14 protein-coding genes are annotated in these 18,372 nt (G+C 70.8%); 6 read left to right on the plus strand and 8 right to left on the minus strand.

Annotated elements, in window-relative coordinates:
- Window positions 1-93: 93 nt before the first annotated feature.
- The gene (locus AB5J54_RS02445) at window positions 94-525 is read right to left on the minus strand and encodes a hypothetical protein (protein WP_369142184.1); all 432 of its coding nucleotides are present in this window, start codon (window positions 523-525) and stop codon (window positions 94-96) included.
- An 82-nt stretch (window positions 526-607) separates the two neighbouring features.
- Between AB5J54_RS02445 and AB5J54_RS02450 the strand changes: the two genes are divergently transcribed.
- The gene (locus AB5J54_RS02450; protein WP_369149193.1) at window positions 608-1,285 is read left to right on the plus strand and encodes a helix-turn-helix transcriptional regulator; all 678 of its coding nucleotides are present in this window, start codon (window positions 608-610) and stop codon (window positions 1,283-1,285) included.
- A gap of 66 nt (window positions 1,286-1,351) precedes the next feature.
- Here AB5J54_RS02450 and AB5J54_RS02455 read toward each other — a convergent pair whose 3' ends face one another.
- Window positions 1,352-2,026, minus strand: a complete 675-nt coding sequence (locus AB5J54_RS02455; RefSeq protein WP_369142185.1) for a DUF4232 domain-containing protein — start codon at window positions 2,024-2,026, stop codon at window positions 1,352-1,354.
- Window positions 2,027-2,211: 185 nt separating this feature from the next.
- Between AB5J54_RS02455 and AB5J54_RS02460 the strand changes: the two genes are divergently transcribed.
- Window positions 2,212-2,340: a hypothetical protein gene (locus tag AB5J54_RS02460; protein WP_369142186.1), complete on the plus strand. Its 129-nt coding sequence runs from the start codon at window positions 2,212-2,214 to the stop codon at window positions 2,338-2,340.
- 1,436 nt (window positions 2,341-3,776) lie between these two features.
- Here AB5J54_RS02460 and AB5J54_RS02465 read toward each other — a convergent pair.
- The gene (locus tag AB5J54_RS02465) at window positions 3,777-5,840 is read right to left on the minus strand and encodes a SpoIIE family protein phosphatase (protein WP_369142187.1); all 2,064 of its coding nucleotides are present in this window, start codon (window positions 5,838-5,840) and stop codon (window positions 3,777-3,779) included.
- A 552-nt stretch (window positions 5,841-6,392) separates the two neighbouring features.
- Between AB5J54_RS02465 and AB5J54_RS02470 the strand changes: the two genes are divergently transcribed.
- The 4 genes from AB5J54_RS02470 to AB5J54_RS02485 all read left to right on the plus strand — a co-directional run bounded on the left by AB5J54_RS02470 (window position 6,393) and on the right by AB5J54_RS02485 (window position 11,483).
- Entirely contained in the window at window positions 6,393-9,059 is a 2,667-nt protein-coding gene (locus AB5J54_RS02470) for a SpoIIE family protein phosphatase (RefSeq protein WP_369142188.1), read from the plus strand.
- A gap of 122 nt (window positions 9,060-9,181) precedes the next feature.
- Window positions 9,182-10,324, plus strand: coding sequence for an ABC transporter substrate-binding protein (locus AB5J54_RS02475; RefSeq protein ID WP_369142189.1), 1,143 nt, complete (start codon window positions 9,182-9,184; stop codon window positions 10,322-10,324).
- Between the two features lie 56 nt (window positions 10,325-10,380).
- The gene (locus AB5J54_RS02480; protein ID WP_369142190.1) at window positions 10,381-11,358 is read left to right on the plus strand and encodes an AAA family ATPase; all 978 of its coding nucleotides are present in this window, start codon (window positions 10,381-10,383) and stop codon (window positions 11,356-11,358) included.
- Window positions 11,247-11,483, plus strand: a complete 237-nt coding sequence (locus tag AB5J54_RS02485; protein ID WP_369142191.1) for a Scr1 family TA system antitoxin-like transcriptional regulator — start codon at window positions 11,247-11,249, stop codon at window positions 11,481-11,483. The genes AB5J54_RS02480 and AB5J54_RS02485 overlap by 112 nt, the downstream gene beginning before the upstream one ends.
- Window positions 11,484-11,675: 192 nt before the next feature.
- On the opposite strand, the gene AB5J54_RS02490 is transcribed toward AB5J54_RS02485, so the two are convergent.
- From AB5J54_RS02490 to AB5J54_RS02510, 5 genes are all read right to left on the minus strand, one after another.
- Window positions 11,676-12,029: a hypothetical protein gene (locus AB5J54_RS02490; RefSeq protein ID WP_369142192.1), complete on the minus strand. Its 354-nt coding sequence runs from the start codon at window positions 12,027-12,029 to the stop codon at window positions 11,676-11,678.
- Entirely contained in the window at window positions 11,996-13,048 is a 1,053-nt protein-coding gene (locus tag AB5J54_RS02495; protein WP_369142193.1) for an endonuclease domain-containing protein, read from the minus strand. Before AB5J54_RS02495 ends, AB5J54_RS02490 begins: the two co-directional genes overlap by 34 nt.
- 161 nt (window positions 13,049-13,209) lie before the next feature.
- Window positions 13,210-14,952, minus strand: coding sequence for a GTPase (locus tag AB5J54_RS02500; protein WP_369142194.1), 1,743 nt, complete (start codon window positions 14,950-14,952; stop codon window positions 13,210-13,212).
- Window positions 14,945-17,908 carry a GTPase gene (locus tag AB5J54_RS02505; RefSeq protein ID WP_369142195.1) on the minus strand — a complete coding sequence of 988 codons (2,964 nt, stop codon included), beginning with the start codon at window positions 17,906-17,908 and terminating at the stop codon, window positions 14,945-14,947. Before AB5J54_RS02505 ends, AB5J54_RS02500 begins: the two co-directional genes overlap by 8 nt.
- 2 nt (window positions 17,909-17,910) lie before the next feature.
- A complete protein-coding gene (locus tag AB5J54_RS02510; protein WP_369142196.1) occupies window positions 17,911-18,276 on the minus strand; it encodes a hypothetical protein in 366 nt (121 codons plus the stop codon).
- Between the last annotated feature and the right edge of the window lie 96 nt (window positions 18,277-18,372).

Genomic DNA, 18,372 nt, shown 5'->3' on the forward strand with positions numbered 1-18,372 from the left:
GTACCGCCGGCGCGGACGTCCGCCGCCGTTGACGATCGGTTCCGGCGGAACGGCGGCAGGGCGGACGGGGGTGGCGCCACCGGACCGGACGGGTCAGTGCCGCTGGACGTGGTAGCGCTGGGCGAGCCGGGCGAGGGCGACCGCTCCGAGGAGAAGCCCGAAGTCGCGCAGTGCGACGTCGTAGTACCCGGGAATGGTCAGCAGGTTGACGATGATGCCGGCCAGCCAGCCGGCCACGAGCCAGCCCCCGAAGCGGGGAGCCAGCGCCACGGCGAGGCCGGCGACGATCTCGATCACGCCGACCGCGTACATGGCCTGCTGGGCGCTGCCGGGGACGATGTCGTCGATCCACGGCGCGAGGTAGGCGGGCCAGTCCGTCAGCCGGTTGGCGAACTTGTCCAGCCCGAAGAGGATCGGCGCCACCGTGAATCCGGTACGGAGGATCACGAACGCCTGGTAGCCGGGGTCTGCGAGCGCCGCCCGCCGTCGTGCGGCAGGGCTGGTGCTTGTGGTGACGGAGAACATGACTTCTCCTTCTATCGGCAAGGTTCATTTCCTATAGAAGCCCTCTTCCGCTCTATAGTCAATGACCGTGGGTTTTACACTGGTGTTCGTGGACACCCCGGAGGAAGTACGCGACGCCGACGTCTCTGCCATCGCCTCACTCGACGAGCCGACCCGCAGGAGGCTGTACGACCACGTGGTGCGACAGTCGGCCCCCGTGAGCCGGGACGAGGCCGCCGCCGCGATCGGGCTGGCCCGCAAGACCGCGGCGTTCCACCTGGACCGGCTGGCCGACGAGTCACTCCTCGACGTCGTCTACGAACGTCGCAGCGGACGCTCCGGGCCGGGTGCGGGGAGGCCGGCGAAGCTGTACCGACGCTCCGCGAAGGAGGTCGCCGTCAGTCTGCCGGACCGCCGCTACGAGCTCGCCGGACGGCTCCTCGCCCAGGCGGTGGAGGAATCCGACGCGACCGGTGAGCCGGTGCGGGCGGTGTTGCACCGCAAGGCCGAAGAGCTCGGCACACAGCTGGGCGAACAGAACAGAACGGATCTCTTCGAGCTCCTCGAACGGTACGGGTTCGAGCCGCGCCACGAGGACGATGCCATCGTCCTGGGCAACTGCCCCTTCCACGCGCTGGCCCGGGAGCACACCCAGACGGTGTGCGGCATGAACCTCCACCTGCTGCGCGGTGTCCTCGGAGGCATCGACGAGACCGGGACCGAGGCGCGCCCGGCGCCCGGACCCGGGCACTGCTGCGTCCGCCTGCAGCCGACCGCGTGACCGTCCCGGGCGAACAGTGAGCCCCCACCGTGCGGTGGGGGCTCAGGAGGAGGATCTGGCTGCCGACTACAGGCTGAGCGCATCCTCGGCGTTGTCCATCCAGGCGGTGACGGAGTTGGTCCCGGAGACGTTGAAGCCGGGCGTCGAGGCCTTGAGCGGCACCTGCTCCAGGTCGGACTCGGTGTCCATGGTCATCGCGATCGACGAGACGGTCTTGCTCTTGGCGTCCTTCGGGCCGCCCATGAGCCCCGCGTAGGCGGATGCGCCGGGTTCGAGGCGGATCGCGTCCTCGATGCCGGGGGCGGTGCCGCGCTGCGTCGCCTGCCCGTCGAGGTCGCCGAAGGTCACGATCGGGTGCCCGAGGACCCGACACGGCTTGCCGGTCTTGTTGGTGACCTTCAGCAGGTAGCTGCTGGTCGTGGGCTCGGCCAGGCTCGCGGTGAACTTCACGTCGAAGGTGCTGCAGGGGAACACGTCGTAGTCCGGATCGGTGGACGGGGAGCCCGGCTCGGACGGCTTGGCGGGCGTCGACGGCTTGCCCGACTTCGAGGGCTTGGCGGGCGCCGAAGGCTTGGCCGGTGCCGACGGCTTGCCGGGCGTGGACGGGGACGCGGAGGCGGGAGGAGTCGTCGCCGGCGCAGCGGGGCCGCCCGCGGCACCGTCCTCGGACGGCCCGCAGGCGGTCAGGGCCAGCGCGGACACGGCGACGAGGACGAAAGCGGCTCTGCGAACGGAACTCATGGCGGTACTCCCCCCGATGACAGCGCACGTACTGCGCTGAGGTGGATCCCATCCTCGCGCGCGTGCTTCACGATTCTGTGACGGTGTCTTACCGGAATCACCACGGTTCGCCCCAGAGGCACCGGAGTCCGGCAGGTAGGAAAATCATTCGATCCCGGGTGGCCATCCGGCCTAAGGCCGGCGACGTGGCAACGAAACTGAACCGCGCGGTCGCCACGCGTTACGACAAGCTCACGGTCCACTACGAGGCGACTGTGCTGGTCGCAGCCTCGCGCGTCATCACGTACGTGTTCCCGATGTCGGGATCGCCGTAGAAGAAGCACAGCTTCAACTCGTCGCGCTGATCGCGGTCCACGTAGAAGGACCACGAGTATGTCGATGGGGGTTCGGGAGTCGAGGCATCAGTGGCCGTCGCGGGGGAATGGCTCTCCAGTCGGGTCCGGGCTGTCAGCGTGAGTCGGACGACCTGTCCGCCGTCGTCGTCGGCCAGTTGCCAGGCTCCCGTCCCGGAGAGGCACCGGGACACAGGCTCCGGGCCTCACCGAGGAAGACCTGCGCCGGTTCGCCAGGGCGCGCTCCTTCGAGCGGGGCTCGGCTGCCTGTCCGCGGTGTCCCGGCTGGAGATCGGGGACGTGGCGACCAACGCGACCCGGACGGAAGCGACGCCTACGAGGTCGAGCTGACCGAGGACGACGGCGGGTTCGCAGGCTGGTGCAACTGCCCGTACGGGCGGGAGGGCAATTTCTGCAAGCAGGGGGTGGCGGTGGGCCTGGCTGTCCTGGGGCAGGCCGAATCCGTGCCTCGACAGCGGTCGGCAGCCGCGTCGCGTACCCGGCTGCTGGATGCCCGGCTGGAGTTCCGTACCCGCGAGGAAGTTCGCAGGCGACTGTGACCTACGCCGGCACCTCGAGCTGCGTGCGGCCCCCGCCGGGGAGGACACCGGCATTGCCCGGGAGCGCATCATGAGCCTCCTCGACACCCGTCCCTTCGCCCGCTCGGCTACGTCGAGTACGCCGACGCCCGCGCATACGGGCAGCAGGCGGCGGAGGCGGTCGCCACCCTGCGGGCGCTGACGGCGAGCGGCCGGGCCGCCTACGCGGTGGAGGTGGCCCGCGAGGCCCTGCGGGCCTTGGAGCGGACGTACGGGGAGATCGACGACTCGGACGGACTGATCGGGGACGTCGCGAACGGACCGGCCGAGGCCCACCCGGAGGGCCTGCCTGACCGCCCGGCCCGATCCGGTGGAGACCGCCGGATGGCTCTTGAGCCACCCGCTGGTCGACGCCAACGACGCCACAGACACGGACCTGTTCGACTACCGGTAGGTGTTGGGTGAGCCGGGTATGGCTCGGGCCCACCCCTTGGTGGTGGCCGCCTGGCGGGCCAACCCCAGGGGGTGGGCGGAGAAGTCACTCATGGAACGTCTCCTGAAGGCGGACGGCGGCAGCGTGGACGCGCTGGTCACGATCCACGCTGCGGGCCTCGCCCGGAACGGCCACGCCCACCTCTTGATCGCCAGGGGGCTGGAGGCGGCGGGCCGCACGATCGAGGCCGTGGAGTGGGCCGAACGCGGCCTGCGGGGGCCGAGTCCGCCTGGGGACCGGACGAGGAACTGGCCACCTTCCTCTGCGAACGGTACGAGCGGGCCGGCCACCCGGCTGACGTGGCCACCATCCGCCATGACCTGCGGCGGGCCGCCTCCCGCCGGCCGCGTACCAGCAGCTGCCGAGACAGCAGGCTCGACGCCTCCTCATCGGGCGCGGCGGACGCGGGCGAGGACCAGAACCGCGTCGTCGGCCGGCTGGGCGGGCAGCAGGCTCGCGAGGATGCGGTCCGCCGTTGCTTCCAACGGGCCTGGGGGCCCGCCCAGTTCGGCGCGCAATGCCTTCAGACCGACCTCGAGGTCCGCGCCTCGTGTCTCGATGAGGCCGTCGGTATACAGGGCGAGACTCGCGTTCCCGGGGAGTTCGATCTCGATCGTCCGGAAAGGACAGCCGCCGACGCCGAGAGGGATTCCCAGGACGTCGTCGATGGTCTCCACTGTGCCGTCCGGCCGGAGTACCAGGGGCGGGGGGTGGCCGGCGCTGGCGATGCGGGCTCCTCCGCTTTTCGGGTCGTAGACGATGTACAGGCACGTCGCCAGCTCGATGCCGGCCTCCTGGGCGCATGCGTCGAGCTCGGTGAGGAGGTCGTCGGGCTCGCTGTCGTGCCTGGCCAGAGCCTTGGCGGTGATACGAAGGCGGCCCATGGCTGCGGCGGCCGACACACCGTGCCCCATCACGTCGCCCACCACTAGAGCGACTCGGCCGTCGGACAGGCTGATCACGTCGTACCAGTCTCCGCCGACCTCGGTGATCCGACTGCCGGGTACGTACCGGTGGGCCACGTCCACGTACGGGCTGGTCGCCAACGCATTGGGCAACAACGCCCGCTGCAGGGTGAGGGCGATGTCCTGGACGCGGCTGTACAGACGGGCGTTGTCCAGGCAGATCGCAGCCCGTGAGGCGAGCTCACCGGCGAGGCTGACATCGTCCCGGGTGAAGGCCGGCCGGCCCGCGGACCGGCCGAACATGGCGATTCCCTGGACCGTACCCCTGGCGATGAGCGGGGCAACGAGGACGCAGGCCAACCCGCTCTCGGCGAAGAGCCGTGAGCGTGACTCTATGAGGACGGTCCGGGCCAGGAGCTCCTCGTTCACCACGGCGGAGATGGCGCGACCGGTCCTCAGCATGTCGTGGATGACGGAGCCGGGCGGATACCGCACCGTCTCCACCCCGCTCACGAGTTCGGTGGCCGGAGGGGGCAGGATCGTCCCGGAGGCGATCCTGCGGGTGAACAGCGGTCGCGCCGGGTCAAAGTCCTCTGCCTCGTCCATCCACTCCACGACTTCGACCACGGCGCCGTCGCAGAAGTCCGGCATTGAAGCGTCGACCAGCTCCTGGGCGGTGACGTTGACGTCCAGGGTGGTCCCGATGCGAGTGGAGGCCCCATCCAGCAGAGCCAGCCGTCGACGGCTGGCGGTGGCTTCCAGGATGGCCTGTTCCCGGTCGGTCACGTCCAGCATCAGCCCGCCCACTCCGGGGCGCGAGCCGACCGCCTGACTCAGGGGGAAGAAACTCACCGACCGCACCTGATCACGGTCCGGATGCCCCCGCGGACGCATGCCCACCAGGGTCCCCACGACCGGTGCTCCGCCCAGGGCGACGCCGCGGAGCATGCGCTGGTACTCGCCACCGTCGGACATGATCATGATTTCGTCCATGCGCCGCCCGAGGTGGGCCTCGATCGGCAGACCGTCCATGTCGGCGAGCGCCTGGTTGAGGTGGACGTACCGGAGGTCCTGGTCGAGCATGACCAGACCGATGGGGCAAGTCTCGAAGAGGGCGTCGAGGAAGGCGAGGTTGGTCTTGACCCGATCGAGCTCGTCACTACGGCTCGCCAGGACCATCACCACCGAAGGTCCGCCGGATCCGGTCACGGCGAAGGCCCGGAAGCCGCAGTCGAAGACGGTGCGGTCACGATGCCGGGCCGGCAGCCGCCCCCTCCAGTAACCCTGGGTCCGGCCGCGCTCGGTCATCCGGGAGCACGGATCGGGGGCGCCCGGGGGCCCGTCGGCGAAGAGAACGGCGCCGGGCTTCGACAGGACGGCGGTGGCGTCGTATCCGAAGAGGTCCCGCGCGCCGGGCCCCCAGTAACAGACGAGGTCCCCGTCATCGAGGCCGAAGACGGCCACGGGCACGTGCTCGAGCAGCGTCCCCGGCTCGGACCAGAACGGGCCGTGGGTCTCCTCGCCCCCCGGCCGAGCCGATGGCACGAGATGTCCCCTTCCACTCGCCGTTCCATCCATTATCCGGACACCACGGGCATTCCGCGGCGCGAAGTGTGCCGTGGCGAGGACTGAGCCGAGAGAAACGCCCCCGGCCGCCGGTGGCAGGCTCAGCGCAGCAGGGCGGAAACGGCGGCCGGCACGTCGTAGCGCTCGTCCCGTCCACCCCTCCACTTCCCTGAACCAGCATGACTTCCTGCACGGCGTATGGGCATGGGGGATCCACATCAGCGCGGCGGCGGCCCGGATCCCGCCCGCGCCCCCACGCGCCGCGCCTCGCCACACCCTCGCTCTGCGGAGGGGACCCGGATCGCCGGCTCGGCGACCGTCGCTCCCCGCTGCCGACGGCCCATGGAGGTCAGAAAATGAAGTATGAGCGACCTACTTGGACACGTCCGGCGTCGGCTGCTCGGCTCGACCACGAGATCTCCCTCTCCCCGTCGGCGTCCCCGCTCAGGAAGCCACCAGGAGCGTCATGAGCACGCCCAGCCCCCCGAGGGAAGGGCGCGGCGGCAGCAGCGTCTGTCCTCCCTTCTGAGCATGCGCAGCGTGGCCGGCGAGGTGTTCCTCCTGCAGCTGGCCGTCGTGGTGCTGCTCGTCGCCGCCGCGGTGGTGGCGCTCGTGGTGCAAGCCCGGAGCGCCGGCATGGAGGACGCCCGGCACCGTACGCTCGCCGCCGCCGGAACGTTCGCGGAATCTCCGGGAATCGTCGCGGCCCTGCGCAGCCCCCATCCGACCGCAGTGCTACAGCCGAGCGCCGAGGCGGCCCGGAAGATCGCCGGGGTCGACGGCATCAACGTGTACACGCTCTCCGGGGTCACCCTCGCCCACAGCGACCCGCGGCAGATCGGGAAGCACGTCGTCGGCCCCTTCTCCAAGGCGGCGGCCGGCCAGTCCTTCACCGAGACCTTCGAAGGGTCCCTGGGGCAGTCCGTGGTATCGGTGGTCCCCGTCAAGGACTCCGACGGCCGCGTCATCGCCATCGTCTCCTCCCCGGTCACGGTCCAGAACGTGCAGAGCATGGTGAACCGGCAGCTGCCGGTCGTCCTCGGCAGTGCAGCCGCGGTGCTCGCCCTGTCCGCGGGCGGAACCGCTCTGGTGAGCCGTCGGCTGCTGCGCCGGACCCATGGCCTGGGACCGGCCGAGATGACGAGGATGTACGAGCACCACGACGCGGTGCTGCACGCGGTGCGAGAGGGCGTGCTGATCGTCGGCGGCGGCGGACGGCTGCTGCTGGCCAATGACGAGGCGCGGCGGCTGCTGCGGCTGCCCGTGGACGCGGAAGGCCTCCCCGTCACGGACCTGGGTCTGGAGGAGGGGATCGCCGAGCCGATCGCATCGGGCCGTTCCGCGACCGACGAGCTGCACATGGCAGCCGATCGGCTGCTGTCGGTGAACATCCGGCCCACCGCCCCGTACGGGCAGGCCGGGACCGTCGTCACGCTGCGGGACACCACCGAGCTGCGGGCACTCTCCGGCAGGGCAGAGGTGGCCCGCGAACGGCTGAAGCTGCTCTACGACGCGGGGGTGCGGGTGGGAACGACGCTGAACGTCGAGCGCACTGCGGAGGAACTGGCGGAGGTGGCGGTCCCGCGGTTCGCCGACGTGGTCACGGTCGACCTGCTGGATCCGGTGCTGCGCGGCGAGGAGCCGGCCGAAGCGAGCACCGAGATGCGCCGCACCGCCGCCGTCGGCCTTCAGGGCGACCACCCGCTCTACCCCGTCGGCGAGCTGATCCGATTCGTTCCCACCAGCCCCATGGCGGCCGGGCTGGCCGCCGGCCGTGCGGTCCTGGAGGCGGACCTGCGCACCACCCACGGCTGGCGGATCCAGGACCCGGCCAACGCCCTGCGGATCCTGGACCGCGGCATCCACTCCTTGATCGCCGTGCCCCTGCGGGCCCGGGGCGTGGTGCTGGGGATGGCCGGCTACTGGCGGGGGCAGGACTCCCCGCCGTTCGACGAGGAGGACGTGTCCTTCGCCGAGGAGCTGACCGCCCGGGCGGCACTGGCCGTCGACAATGCCCGCCGCTACACCCGCGAGCACACCATGGCCGTGACCCTGCAGCGCAGCCTGCTGCCCCGGGGCGTACCGGAGCAGTCCGCCGTCGAGGTCGCGCACCGCTATCTGGCTGCCCAGGCCGGTGTGGGTGGTGACTGGTTCGATGTCATCCCGCTGCCCGGCACCCGGGTGGCCCTGGTGGTCGGCGACGTCGTCGGCCACGGTCTCCACGCAGCCGCCACCATGGGCCGTCTGCGCACCGCCGTGTACAACTTCTCCACCCTCGACCTGCCTCCGGACGAACTCCTGAGCCACCTGGACGAGCTGGTCGCCCACATCGACACCGACGAGCAGGAGTGGCAGGGGATCACCGGAGCCACCTGCCTGTGCGCCATCTACGATCCCGTCTCGGGGCAGGTGACGGCCGCCACCGCCGGGCATCCGGGCCCCGCTCTGGTCCACCCCGACGGAACCGTGTCCTTCCCCGAGGTGCCCGTCTCCCCTCCGCTGGGCCTGGGCGAGGGCCTGCCCATGGAAACCATGACGGTCACCCTGCCCGAAGGCTCCCGGCTGGCACTCTTCACCGACGGGCTGATCGAGAGCCGCGACCGCGATCCGGACGCGGGCCTGGCAGCGCTGCGCGCCGCCCTGGCCGGGCCCGCCCGCACCCCGGAGGAAACCTGCACCGCGGTGATCGACGCGATGCTGCCCACCAGGCCCAGCGACGACATCGCACTACTGGTGGCCCGCACCCGCCGACTGGACCCCGCGCGGATCGCCGAGTGGGACGTGCGGCCCGACCCTGCGGCGGTGTCCCCGGTGCGCAACGCCTGCGCCCGCCGACTGGCGGAGTGGGGCCTGGAGGAGATCGCCTTTACGACGGAACTCATCCTCAGCGAGCTGATAACCAACGCCATCCGCTACGGCACCGAGCCCATCCGGGTGAGGCTGCTGTACGACCGCAGCCTGATCTGCGAGGTCTCCGACGGGTCCAGCACCTCCCCGCACCTGCGCCGGGCCGAGGCCACCGACGAGGGCGGTCGCGGCCTGTTCCTCGTCGCGCAGTTCGCCGAGCGCTGGGGCACCCGCTACACCGCCCGCGGCAAGATCATCTGGAGCGAGCAGGGCCTCCTCGACGGGGCCGCACCGCCAGCGATGGATCTCGGGGAGGCGCTCCTGGCCGGGTGGGACGACGAGGGGTTCTGAGAACGCGCCGGTACGGCAGGCGCAGGGAAGACAGCGGACACCACCGTCTGGGACTGCGCTGCCGAGGCCGCCGAACGTACGCTGGCCTCGATCAGTACGCGACCGCCCGTTATGGAGCCTTTGTGCCCGCACCTCGTCTCCGGACAGCCTTCGTCGCCGCCTGCCTGGTCCTCACGGCGCCCCTCGGCGCCTGCGGAGGCAAGCCCGCCACCGCGCCCAGGGCACCCGCAGTGGCCACCTCCGCCGCGGACGCCGGCGGCATGGCAGCACTGACCACAGCGGCGAAGAAAGAGGGCTCGCTCCACACGATCGCGCTCCCGAGCGACTGGGCCAACTACGGCGCAGTGATCGACGGATTCGAGAAGAAGTACGGGATCAGGGTCACGGTGGAGAACCCGGAAGGTACCAGCCAGGACGAGATCAACGCCCTGAAGGAGCACAGGGGTGGAGGCCGCGCCCCCGATGTGATCGACGTGGGGGGCTCGTTCGCGCAGTCCGCGGCACGTCAGGGCCTGCTCGCTCCGTACAAGGTCGCCGCCTACGACGAGATCCCCAAGGAACAGAAGGACGACCGGGCCCGCTGGTACAACAGCTACGGCGGTTACATCTCGATCGGCTGTGACGCCAAACGCGTCACGACCTGCCCCGCGACCTTCGCCGACCTGCGCAAGCCCGAGTACAAGGGCAAGGTCGCGCTCAACGGCGACCCCACCAAGTCCGGCTCCGCCTTCGCCGGGGTCTACGCGGCGGCCCTGGCGAACGGGGGTTCCTTCGACGACGTCCAGCCCGGCATCGACTTCTTCGCCGAGCTCAGCAAGAACGGCAACTTCATCCCGGTCGAATCCACCCCGGCCACGATCGCGAAGGGCCAGACCCCGATCAGCATCGACTGGGACTTCCTCAACCTCGGATACGCCGACGAATTCCGCGAGAAGGGCACGGACGTCGACTGGCAGACCGCCATCCCCTTCGACGGCAGCTTCGCTCAGTACTACGCGAACGGGGTGAACAAAGACGCTCCGCACCCCGCGGCGGCACGTCTGTGGCAGGAGTACGTCTTCAGCCCGGAGGGCCAGAACCTCCGGCTCGGCGCCTACGCACGCCCCGTCCTCATGGACGCCATGGAGAAGGACGGCACCCTCGACAAGGCCGCCGCCGAGAAGCTGCCGACGGTCGAGGGCACGCCGACGTTTCCGACGGAGGCACAGACGGAGAAGGCAAGAGAGACCGTCAACAGCGGCTGGGCCGAGGCCGTCTCGAGCTGAGGGCCAAGGGCGCTCCTGACCAGGCGTGTACCTCGGCCACGGGACGGGGCATCGTGGTGGACTCACCGCCCGGCGCCGGGAAGTCCACCCTGGTCAAGCGCGCCACCGGCCGTCTGACCGGGGCAGGCCACCAGGTCGTGATCGTCGCGCAGACTGACGAACAGGTCGACGACCTGGTCGACAACATCGCCCGGGAATACCCGGACCTCCCCGTCGGCCGCCTGCACAAGAAGGACTTCGTCCTGCCCGAACGGGTGTGCCGGCACGCCAACGTGCGGGGCAGCAACGAGGCACCCGCCCTCCGCGACCTGCCGGTCGTCGTCTTCACCGCCAAGAAGTGGTCGCACGTCCCCCGCGAGAAGTGCGCGCCGTGGCGCTGGGCCATCGTCGACACGGCCTACCAGATGCGCTCGGACGCCCTGCCGGCCACGGCGCCCCTGTTCTCCGAGGACGACTCGCAGGTGCTCATCGTCGGCGACGCCGGGCAGCTGGACCCCTTCGCCACGGTCGAGACCGACCGCTGGTCCGGCCTGACCTGGGACCCGCTCCGCAACGCCGTCGACGTCACCCTCGCGCACAACCCCACCCTGCTGCGCCGCGGACTCCCCGTCTCCTGGCGCCTGCCCGAGACGGCGGCCCCCCCTGGTACAGACGGCCTTCTACCCCTTCGTCTCCGGCACCACGGCAGCCGACCGCGTCCTCGCCTACGGCACCGCGCCCCACCCAGCGACCGCGACCGCGACCGACGACGTCCTGGCCCGCGCCGCCGAGACCGGCTGGGGCCTGCTGGAACTCCCCGCACGGCACACCCTCGACGACGACCCCGAGGTGGCCGGGGCCCTCGCCGAGACCACCGCCCGGCTCCTCGGACGCGGAGCACTCGTGAACGGCGAACCACTGCGGGAGTCCCGCATCGGAGAGGATGCTTCACGAGCGGCCCACCGTCCCGTTCGGCTTCATCGTGGAGGAGCATGTCTTCCGCCGCAGGCTGGGCGGGGCGGAGATGCAGCGGAGCAAGCTGGACCTGGTGCTGAGTGGACCGCGCAACGTGACCTTGCAAGTGGTGCCGATGGAAGCCGAATTCCACGGCTGCCTGGACAGGCCGGTGCGACTCCTGGAGGCTCCGGACGGGCGACGACTGGGGTACTCCGAGAGGTAGCAGAACGGTCGGCTGATCTCCGACCCGAAAAAGGTGCGCCTCCTCTGTCAGCACGCGGAGCGCCAGCCTTTCACCATCGGCCGCGAGGGCTGGGAGCGGTTCGTGTCGTTCGCGATGGAGGAATGAGCGGCACTCCCACTCGGCGTCACGCGGGAGCCGCCCGCCGCAGTACGGCGGCGGGCGACGCTTGTCTCAGAACAGTGCCAAGCCCTCGCCGCCGGTGTCCGCGACGACCGGCCGGGGCTGGGCGGGGAGGCCGTCCAGGCGGTCGGGGCCGGCCGCGGCGGCCACAGCGGGGGCCGTATCGGCCAGCCAGCCGCGGAACCGCTCGGCGGCCTCACGGTAGGGGACCTGTGCCAGGACACGGTGCTCGCCGTCAGGGCAGAAGTCGACCGTGACGGTGAACAGGCAGGAACGGGGCGCGTTCTGGCTGCCCGTCCAGGACACGCGCAGGACGCCGCAGGGCTCGCGCCCGCGCGGGGTCCGATGGGTCGGGCGCAGTGACCGGCAGGCTATGAGGGCGGTCCACGCGGCGAGGTGCGGCAACGGCGGACGGTGCGCGCGCGACAGCCAGTGCAGCGGTGCCAGTGGCGAAGCCAGTCGTCGGCGTCGGTGCGGAAGAGGCGGGTGTAACGGTTCGCCACGCGGACGTCGTTGGCGTAGAGATGGTCGGGACGTTCCCGCGTGTTGCAGGACTGGCAGACGGGGGCGCGGACGTAGCCGTGCTCGTGGCAGTGGTCGAGGACCACGGCGGGCGCGGCGCGGCAGACGGCGCACACCCAGCCGGTCACCTCTCTGGCGATGCCGGGCTTCCTGCTGAGCACCGAGTACAGCCGGCCTTCAAGCTCCTTGTCGTACGGGCGCGGTGAGGCGGCGGGGTCCTCGGGGCCTGTCGCCCGCCGGTCCTCAAGGCTCGTCGCCCGTCGGCCGTCGGCGTCCCCGGCCCGCCGGGGGCGGGAGGGCGGCTCGGCCACGGCCACGCCCGTCTCACGGGGCCCCGCGGCTCGCAGCCACCGCGTCTCGGCGTGCTCGGCCGCATCGAGCAGCCTCACCACCGCGCGCGGCAGCCACCACGTCCGCCGGGTCCCGTCACGGGTGTGCTCCACGAGTACCTGTCGCCAGTCGAGCCCCGCCAGATGGCACGGCCGGCCGTCCCCGTGCCGTGCCCCGCGTCCGGGACCGCCCGGCAACCGGAGTTCCCCCGCGACGCGCCGCCGCCAGCGCAGCCGCGTCTCCCCGTCGTACTCCGGCTCCGGCTCCGACGCCCCGCGGAACGGACCGACGCGGACCAGGTCCCGCCGGTCCATCCCCACCGCGTTCAGCTCCGCGGCCGCGCGGCGTACCTCGCGCTCCGCGACGCCCCACCGACCGCCGCCCGCCTCGACCGTCGCCACCACACGGCTGCCGAGCAGGACGTATCCCGTCCGGGCACGGGCCGACGAGCGGGTGAACGCCCCGGAAGCCGTCGGCACGGCGCCGCCGGCCGTCAGACCGACCCACAGCGCGTCCGCGGCGTCCAGGGTGATCAGGCCGTCCGCGCGGCCGGGCACGACACGCTCCGTCATACCGACAGGCTAACGGCGCCGACACGCCGATGGGTTCGAGCTCCCCGGGCGGGACGCCTGGTCTCGGTCGGCGGAGTTCGCGTCGGGGGCCTGAGCCGCGCCTGTCCCGGCGGTCGCGTGGTCACGGGGCGCGTTCACCGCCGGGACCTCGGACCGTCAGGTCAGCGGGTCGGCCCGACAAGCTTCTCGGCCTCGTCTCGGAGGCCCTTGATCGCTGTCAGGGCCGCTTCGCGCTCGGCCTTGATCTTCAAACCCCGCTCCATGAGGCCGCTGAGCGATCGTTCCACTTCGGCGATCCACTCGTTCAGGTACCGCTCGCCGGCGTCGGTGAGAGCGGTCCGCTGTTCGCGTGCCTCCTCGTCGAAGTGATTCCTTATCTGCTTCCGCAGCTTGTTGACCGCCATCCACCTGCTCTGGTCCTGCGCGACGCTCGCCAGGTCCATCAACGGCCCCATGACCGCCAGCACCCACTGCACCTTGCCGGCCGCACCGGCCACCTTGCCGGCCGCCTTGGTCTTGCCCCACGGTTTGAACTTCCCCACACCGTCGGAGACTTTCCCGCCGGCGTCGAGGACCTTCTGGCCCACCCGGTTCTTGCTGAGCTTTTCCACGACGGCGGAGGCCGCGCTTCCCGGCCCGCTGCCACCGTCCGCGACCTTCCCGATCCACTCGTGGGCCTTCGCGGCGCCCGCCTTCGCGGCCTTCTTCGCCGCTTCCTTGGCCCCCTGCGCCAGCGGTGACGCGTCGCCCGGGGACGCATCGATCGTCGGATCGGGTGCTTCGATGCCGTTCACCCAGGATTCGGGCTCGGGCACACCCGTTCCGTACTCGGCGACCAGCGCGTCGAACGCCGTCCTCACCGACGTGGAGAATCTCGCGTCGAACTCGGTGCTCGCACACTCCAGTTCCTCTTGAACCGCACGAGCGACGTGGCCGGGGACAATGCCGTCCTTCTCCGAGACGCCGGCAGCGGCCCTGTCTCCGGCTGTCGTGATCCTGGAGGCGACGACTTCGCTCTCCCTCTTCAGGGCGCTCAGCACACGCTCCTTCGCCCGGGAGATCGACTCCTCGGCCTGCTTCGCGGTCTCCGCGGCACCGCGTTCCTCACCGTTCAGCACCCACTGGCGCTCTGCGTCCGTCAGCACTCGAAGGAGTTCGAAGGCCTGCGCCTTGGGCCGGACACCGCTGACACCGGGCGCGATGATTCTCCGCAACTCGGCCGTCAGAGCGTCGATACCGCTCTCCGCGACAAGCGACTCACGCTGAGCGGCCGAGAGAGCCGGGTCATTGACCGCGTCGACGTAGTCGCGTGCGTCGGCCGGGACGATCGGGACACGGTCGGCGAAGGGCCCCAGTCGCCCGCGAACCTCGTCGAGGATGACGTCGCGATCACTGTTCTCGGCGTTCATCTTGTTGACGACGACCACACTCCGGTCGGCGAACCCGTCGGCGTCGAGCGTCCGCAGAATCGCCCTGGTCTCCGCCTCGCCCGGCAGTTCGCTCGTCGTCACGATCACCAGCGCGTCCGCACCACGCACGCCGCGCCGTGCCGCGTCGGAGTGCTCATCGATACCCGACAGCGTCCCTGGCAGGTCGACGAGCGTCACGCCGTTCCACTCGTACGGCGTCGGCTCGTGCGTCTTGGGTGCCGCGTCGACGAGTTCGCCGACAGCGGCCGAGGGGAGCCGGAGCAGTGCCGCGATGAGCGTGGACTTCCCCGCGCTGTACGGACCCGTGAGCGCGATCCGCAGCGGGCTCGTGTCGGCGCGAGGCAGGCTCGCGGTCAGGCCGCGAGTGCGAGAGTGAGCGTTCAGGACTTCTTCGGCCCGTGCGGTCAGCGCGAGTACGGGGGCGTTCAGGCCCCCGTCGTTCTTGGGCGCGTCAACCGAATCACCGTCAGTCATCTGTGTTCCCTTCGCTCCCGTCGGAGGTGCCGAGGCATCCGGAATCCGTGCGGATCTCGATCCGTTCGAGGAGGACATCCACGAGCTGGTCCCTCAGACACGCCCGCACGTCCGCGACGCGGGACACGTCGGTCCAGACACGAAGCTCGACTCCCGGAGTCCGACGTGCCAGTCGGATCGCCGCCGGGTCCCCGCCCGCGAGAGCCATGAGCCGACGCGCCAGGACTAGGTCGATCGCGTCGAGGGCGGACCGCACGGCCGGTCGCAGTCGGCACAGCCGCTCGAATCGCTCCCGCGTGCCACTGATGTCCGAGGACCGCGCCTCGGACAGGGCGTCGACCTGAGCCACCGCGTCATCGGTGATGCGAGCCGACCACGCCGCAAGCCCGTCGAACAGTTCATCGAGGCATGCCCCGGCCTCGGTCGTGGTCGCACTGGTCCACCAGTCCTTCGCCCGCCGGGCGCGGTCGACCTCGCCACTCCACGCTTTCGCCGCTCCGGCCAGGGCCTCCACCGCGTAGACCACCGTCGCCGCGGGAGGGGGGACGGCGAGCTTCTTGGGGATCCCCTTGACGGCGACGGAGCTCAGAAAAGCTGTCGCCGCCCCCTTGGCAGCCGCCGTACCCAGGCTCACGGCCTTCTCCTTCAGGTCGGGACGCGGTCGTACACGCGGCTGCGCGTCGCCCCGGCGCTCCGGGGTGCTCACCGGTGCGCGCAGAACCATCCCCCGTTTCCGCGCCTCCAGCTCGAACTCGTTCTCCAGACCGGAGAGAAGTCCTTCCAGCTCCAGACCGGTGACGAAGTCGCTCCACCGCCGCGCATCATCCACGCCACCCAGGTCCCGGACCACATCCGGCGACCGCTCCTTGGCACGGTGACGCTCGGCTTCGAGCCGGTCGCGCGTGTCCTGGCCCGCTGTCCGGAAAGCCTCGAGCAACGCGGCCCGGTCACTCGACGTAGAGCGTTCGAGCTCGCCAAGCGCGAGATCGATCCCGAGGAGTTCCTCGGTCAGTCGGTCGTGGAACGCCGCCACCGGCGCCCGTACCCCATCGGCCAGCCGGACCGCACGAAGCGGAATCGCGCGCTCGGCCAGGAGTCGGGTGAGGGACCGCTCCAGCTCGGGCAATCTGCTCGCCCGAAGGGCCCTGTCTCCCAGCGCGCGATCCTCTGTGGACAACGCTTCGTGCGCGGCACCGGAGTGGACCGGGAGGACAACGGGCGGTGCGACGTCGACCGCTCCGGAGACCTGCTCGATCCGGGCGGTGTGACCCGCCGCCGACGTGAACTCCCGTTCCGGATTCTCGACGAAGCGCTGAAGGCGGTGCGGTTCGACGACCCGTCCCTTCACATTGACCACGACGAGCAGAGGTTTCCCCGCGAGGAGAAGTCGCTGGAGCTCGGCGGACTCCTCCTCGCGCAGCGTGTCGGCGTAGTTCCATATCACCGCGTCGGCGCTGTCGCACGCGGCCCGAGCGCGCGTGGCGTCGAGGTCGTCGTCCTTCGCGGCGAAGCCGGGCGTGTCGAGGTACGTCACGGAGCCGACGTGGAAAGCAGAGGTCTCCCGCGTGGTGCGGTGCGCCCCTCGCCCGATCCCGGTCCGGTCCGCGTCGCGGGTCAGCGCCTTGCTGAGCGTGGTCTTCCCGGACTTGGTCCTTCCGGCGATGGCCACCCGCAGCCTGCCTCTCGCCGCGGGCATGACTCGTACGGCATCGCGCAGTTCACGTTCAAGCGCCCCGATGCGGCTGACGACCTCGACGAGGTCCTTGTTCTCGATCGCGTGCGCGGAGTACGACGTTCGCGGAAGACGAGCCTCGGCCTCCTCCCCGAGAGCGGTCTGGATGTCGCGGTAGGCCGATCGGCTCGTGTCCACCACCCCGGACGCGAACCGGCTGGCCAGGGCCCCCAGGGCCTCGCGGAGATCCGGTTCGGTTCGCCATAGATCCATGGCCGCTGCCACGTGGTCGAACAACTCGACGTTCTTCCTGTACCAGGACTCGAACGCCCGCAGCTCGTTGATGTCGGTCCGGGAGGCGACCGCCAGCAGCCCCGCCGTGAGCCGCGTGGCCGAGCTCGTGGCGGGCGCGGCCGGAGCGGCCGGAGCCACGGGCGCCGTCGCGAGCCCGTGCTCGATCACCGCCCGCACGCTGTCCTCCGCGAGCATGTCCACCGTGCTTCCGGAAACGGCACCGGTGTCACGGGCCTCGATCGCCCAGAGCAGGGCGTCACGCCGATCCGATCTGAACCCGGACCGCGCGTCCGGCGCGAACCAGCGCCACCACTGTGGCCACTCGGACAGGACCGCCTCGTACGACTCCTCCGCGGCAACGAAGTCCCGCACCCTCTCCAGCAGCGGCACCAGCTCCCCGTTCCGCAGATCCCGGGCCGCCGCGGCACTGTGCCTGAGCACAAGCTCGCGCGCCTCCGCCGCCTTCCGGCCTCCTCGTCGACGGCTCAGGTCGGCCAGCGCGGTTTCCATGTCGACCTCACGGATCGAGCGCCAGATCTCCTCGGGCCATTCCTGGTCCGCACGCCGACACGGCTCAAGGACTTCGGACAGCAGTCGTTCCGCGGCCGCCACCGCCACGGCGTCCGCCCGAAGCGCTTCCACCGGCACGCCTTCCAGTGCCCGGAGGTGTGTCCGCAGCCCTTCGAGCCGCTTCAGTTCCCGGAGGGATCTGCCCCCGTCCGACGCCGGAGTCCGGCCCCCAGCCGTTGCCAGCCGGACCAGTTCGTGTTCCTCGACGCACGCCGCCACCGCGTCGGACACCCATGGAAGAGTGCTTCCCGAAGGCGGCAGGCCGACACACCCGCATGCCTGGGCGACCGCTTCCACGTCCTTGGCGAATCTCTGGAGTGCGGCCGGCCCGGCCATGGCGTCCATCCCCAACGGTTCGAGCAGGAGGGCCATCATCTCGGCTCTGAGGCTCGTCCTCTCGTTCCCCGCCCTGTCACGCATCACTACTCCTCGTGGGGGCGGTGGTACCTGAACTCGGGCAGTGGATGTGGGCTCGGAGGAATCAGGGCCCGGGACTGCTGCGACGCCTCCGCTCGCACGCCCCCGGCGATCGTGCGCGGGAGGTCGGAGTGCCGGCCGAAGGTCTGCATGATCTGCACCTCACGGGCGAACCGCTCCACGGTCCTGGTGTCACCGTGCATGTCGATCTGCAGGCCTGACCAGTGCTGGAGGATGGAGTTGACCGCCACGACGCGGTCGGCATCGTCCGGGGCGGTGTCCAGATCCTCGGCTCTGTGGCCCTCGCCCATGTCGCCCGAGTCAACAGCACCCGGGAGCCGGGACCGCCCCGCGATCATCTCCGTCGCCACAGCCCATTCCCTTGCGTCTTCGCGTACCCCTGCGAGCACACGACTCCGCACGGAAGAATGCCCCTATCGCACGACGCGGGCAGCCCCCAGCCCCGC

Origin of the sequence: Streptomyces sp. R44 (assembly GCF_041053105.1) — a bacterium.
GTDB lineage: Bacteria > Actinomycetota > Actinomycetes > Streptomycetales > Streptomycetaceae > Streptomyces.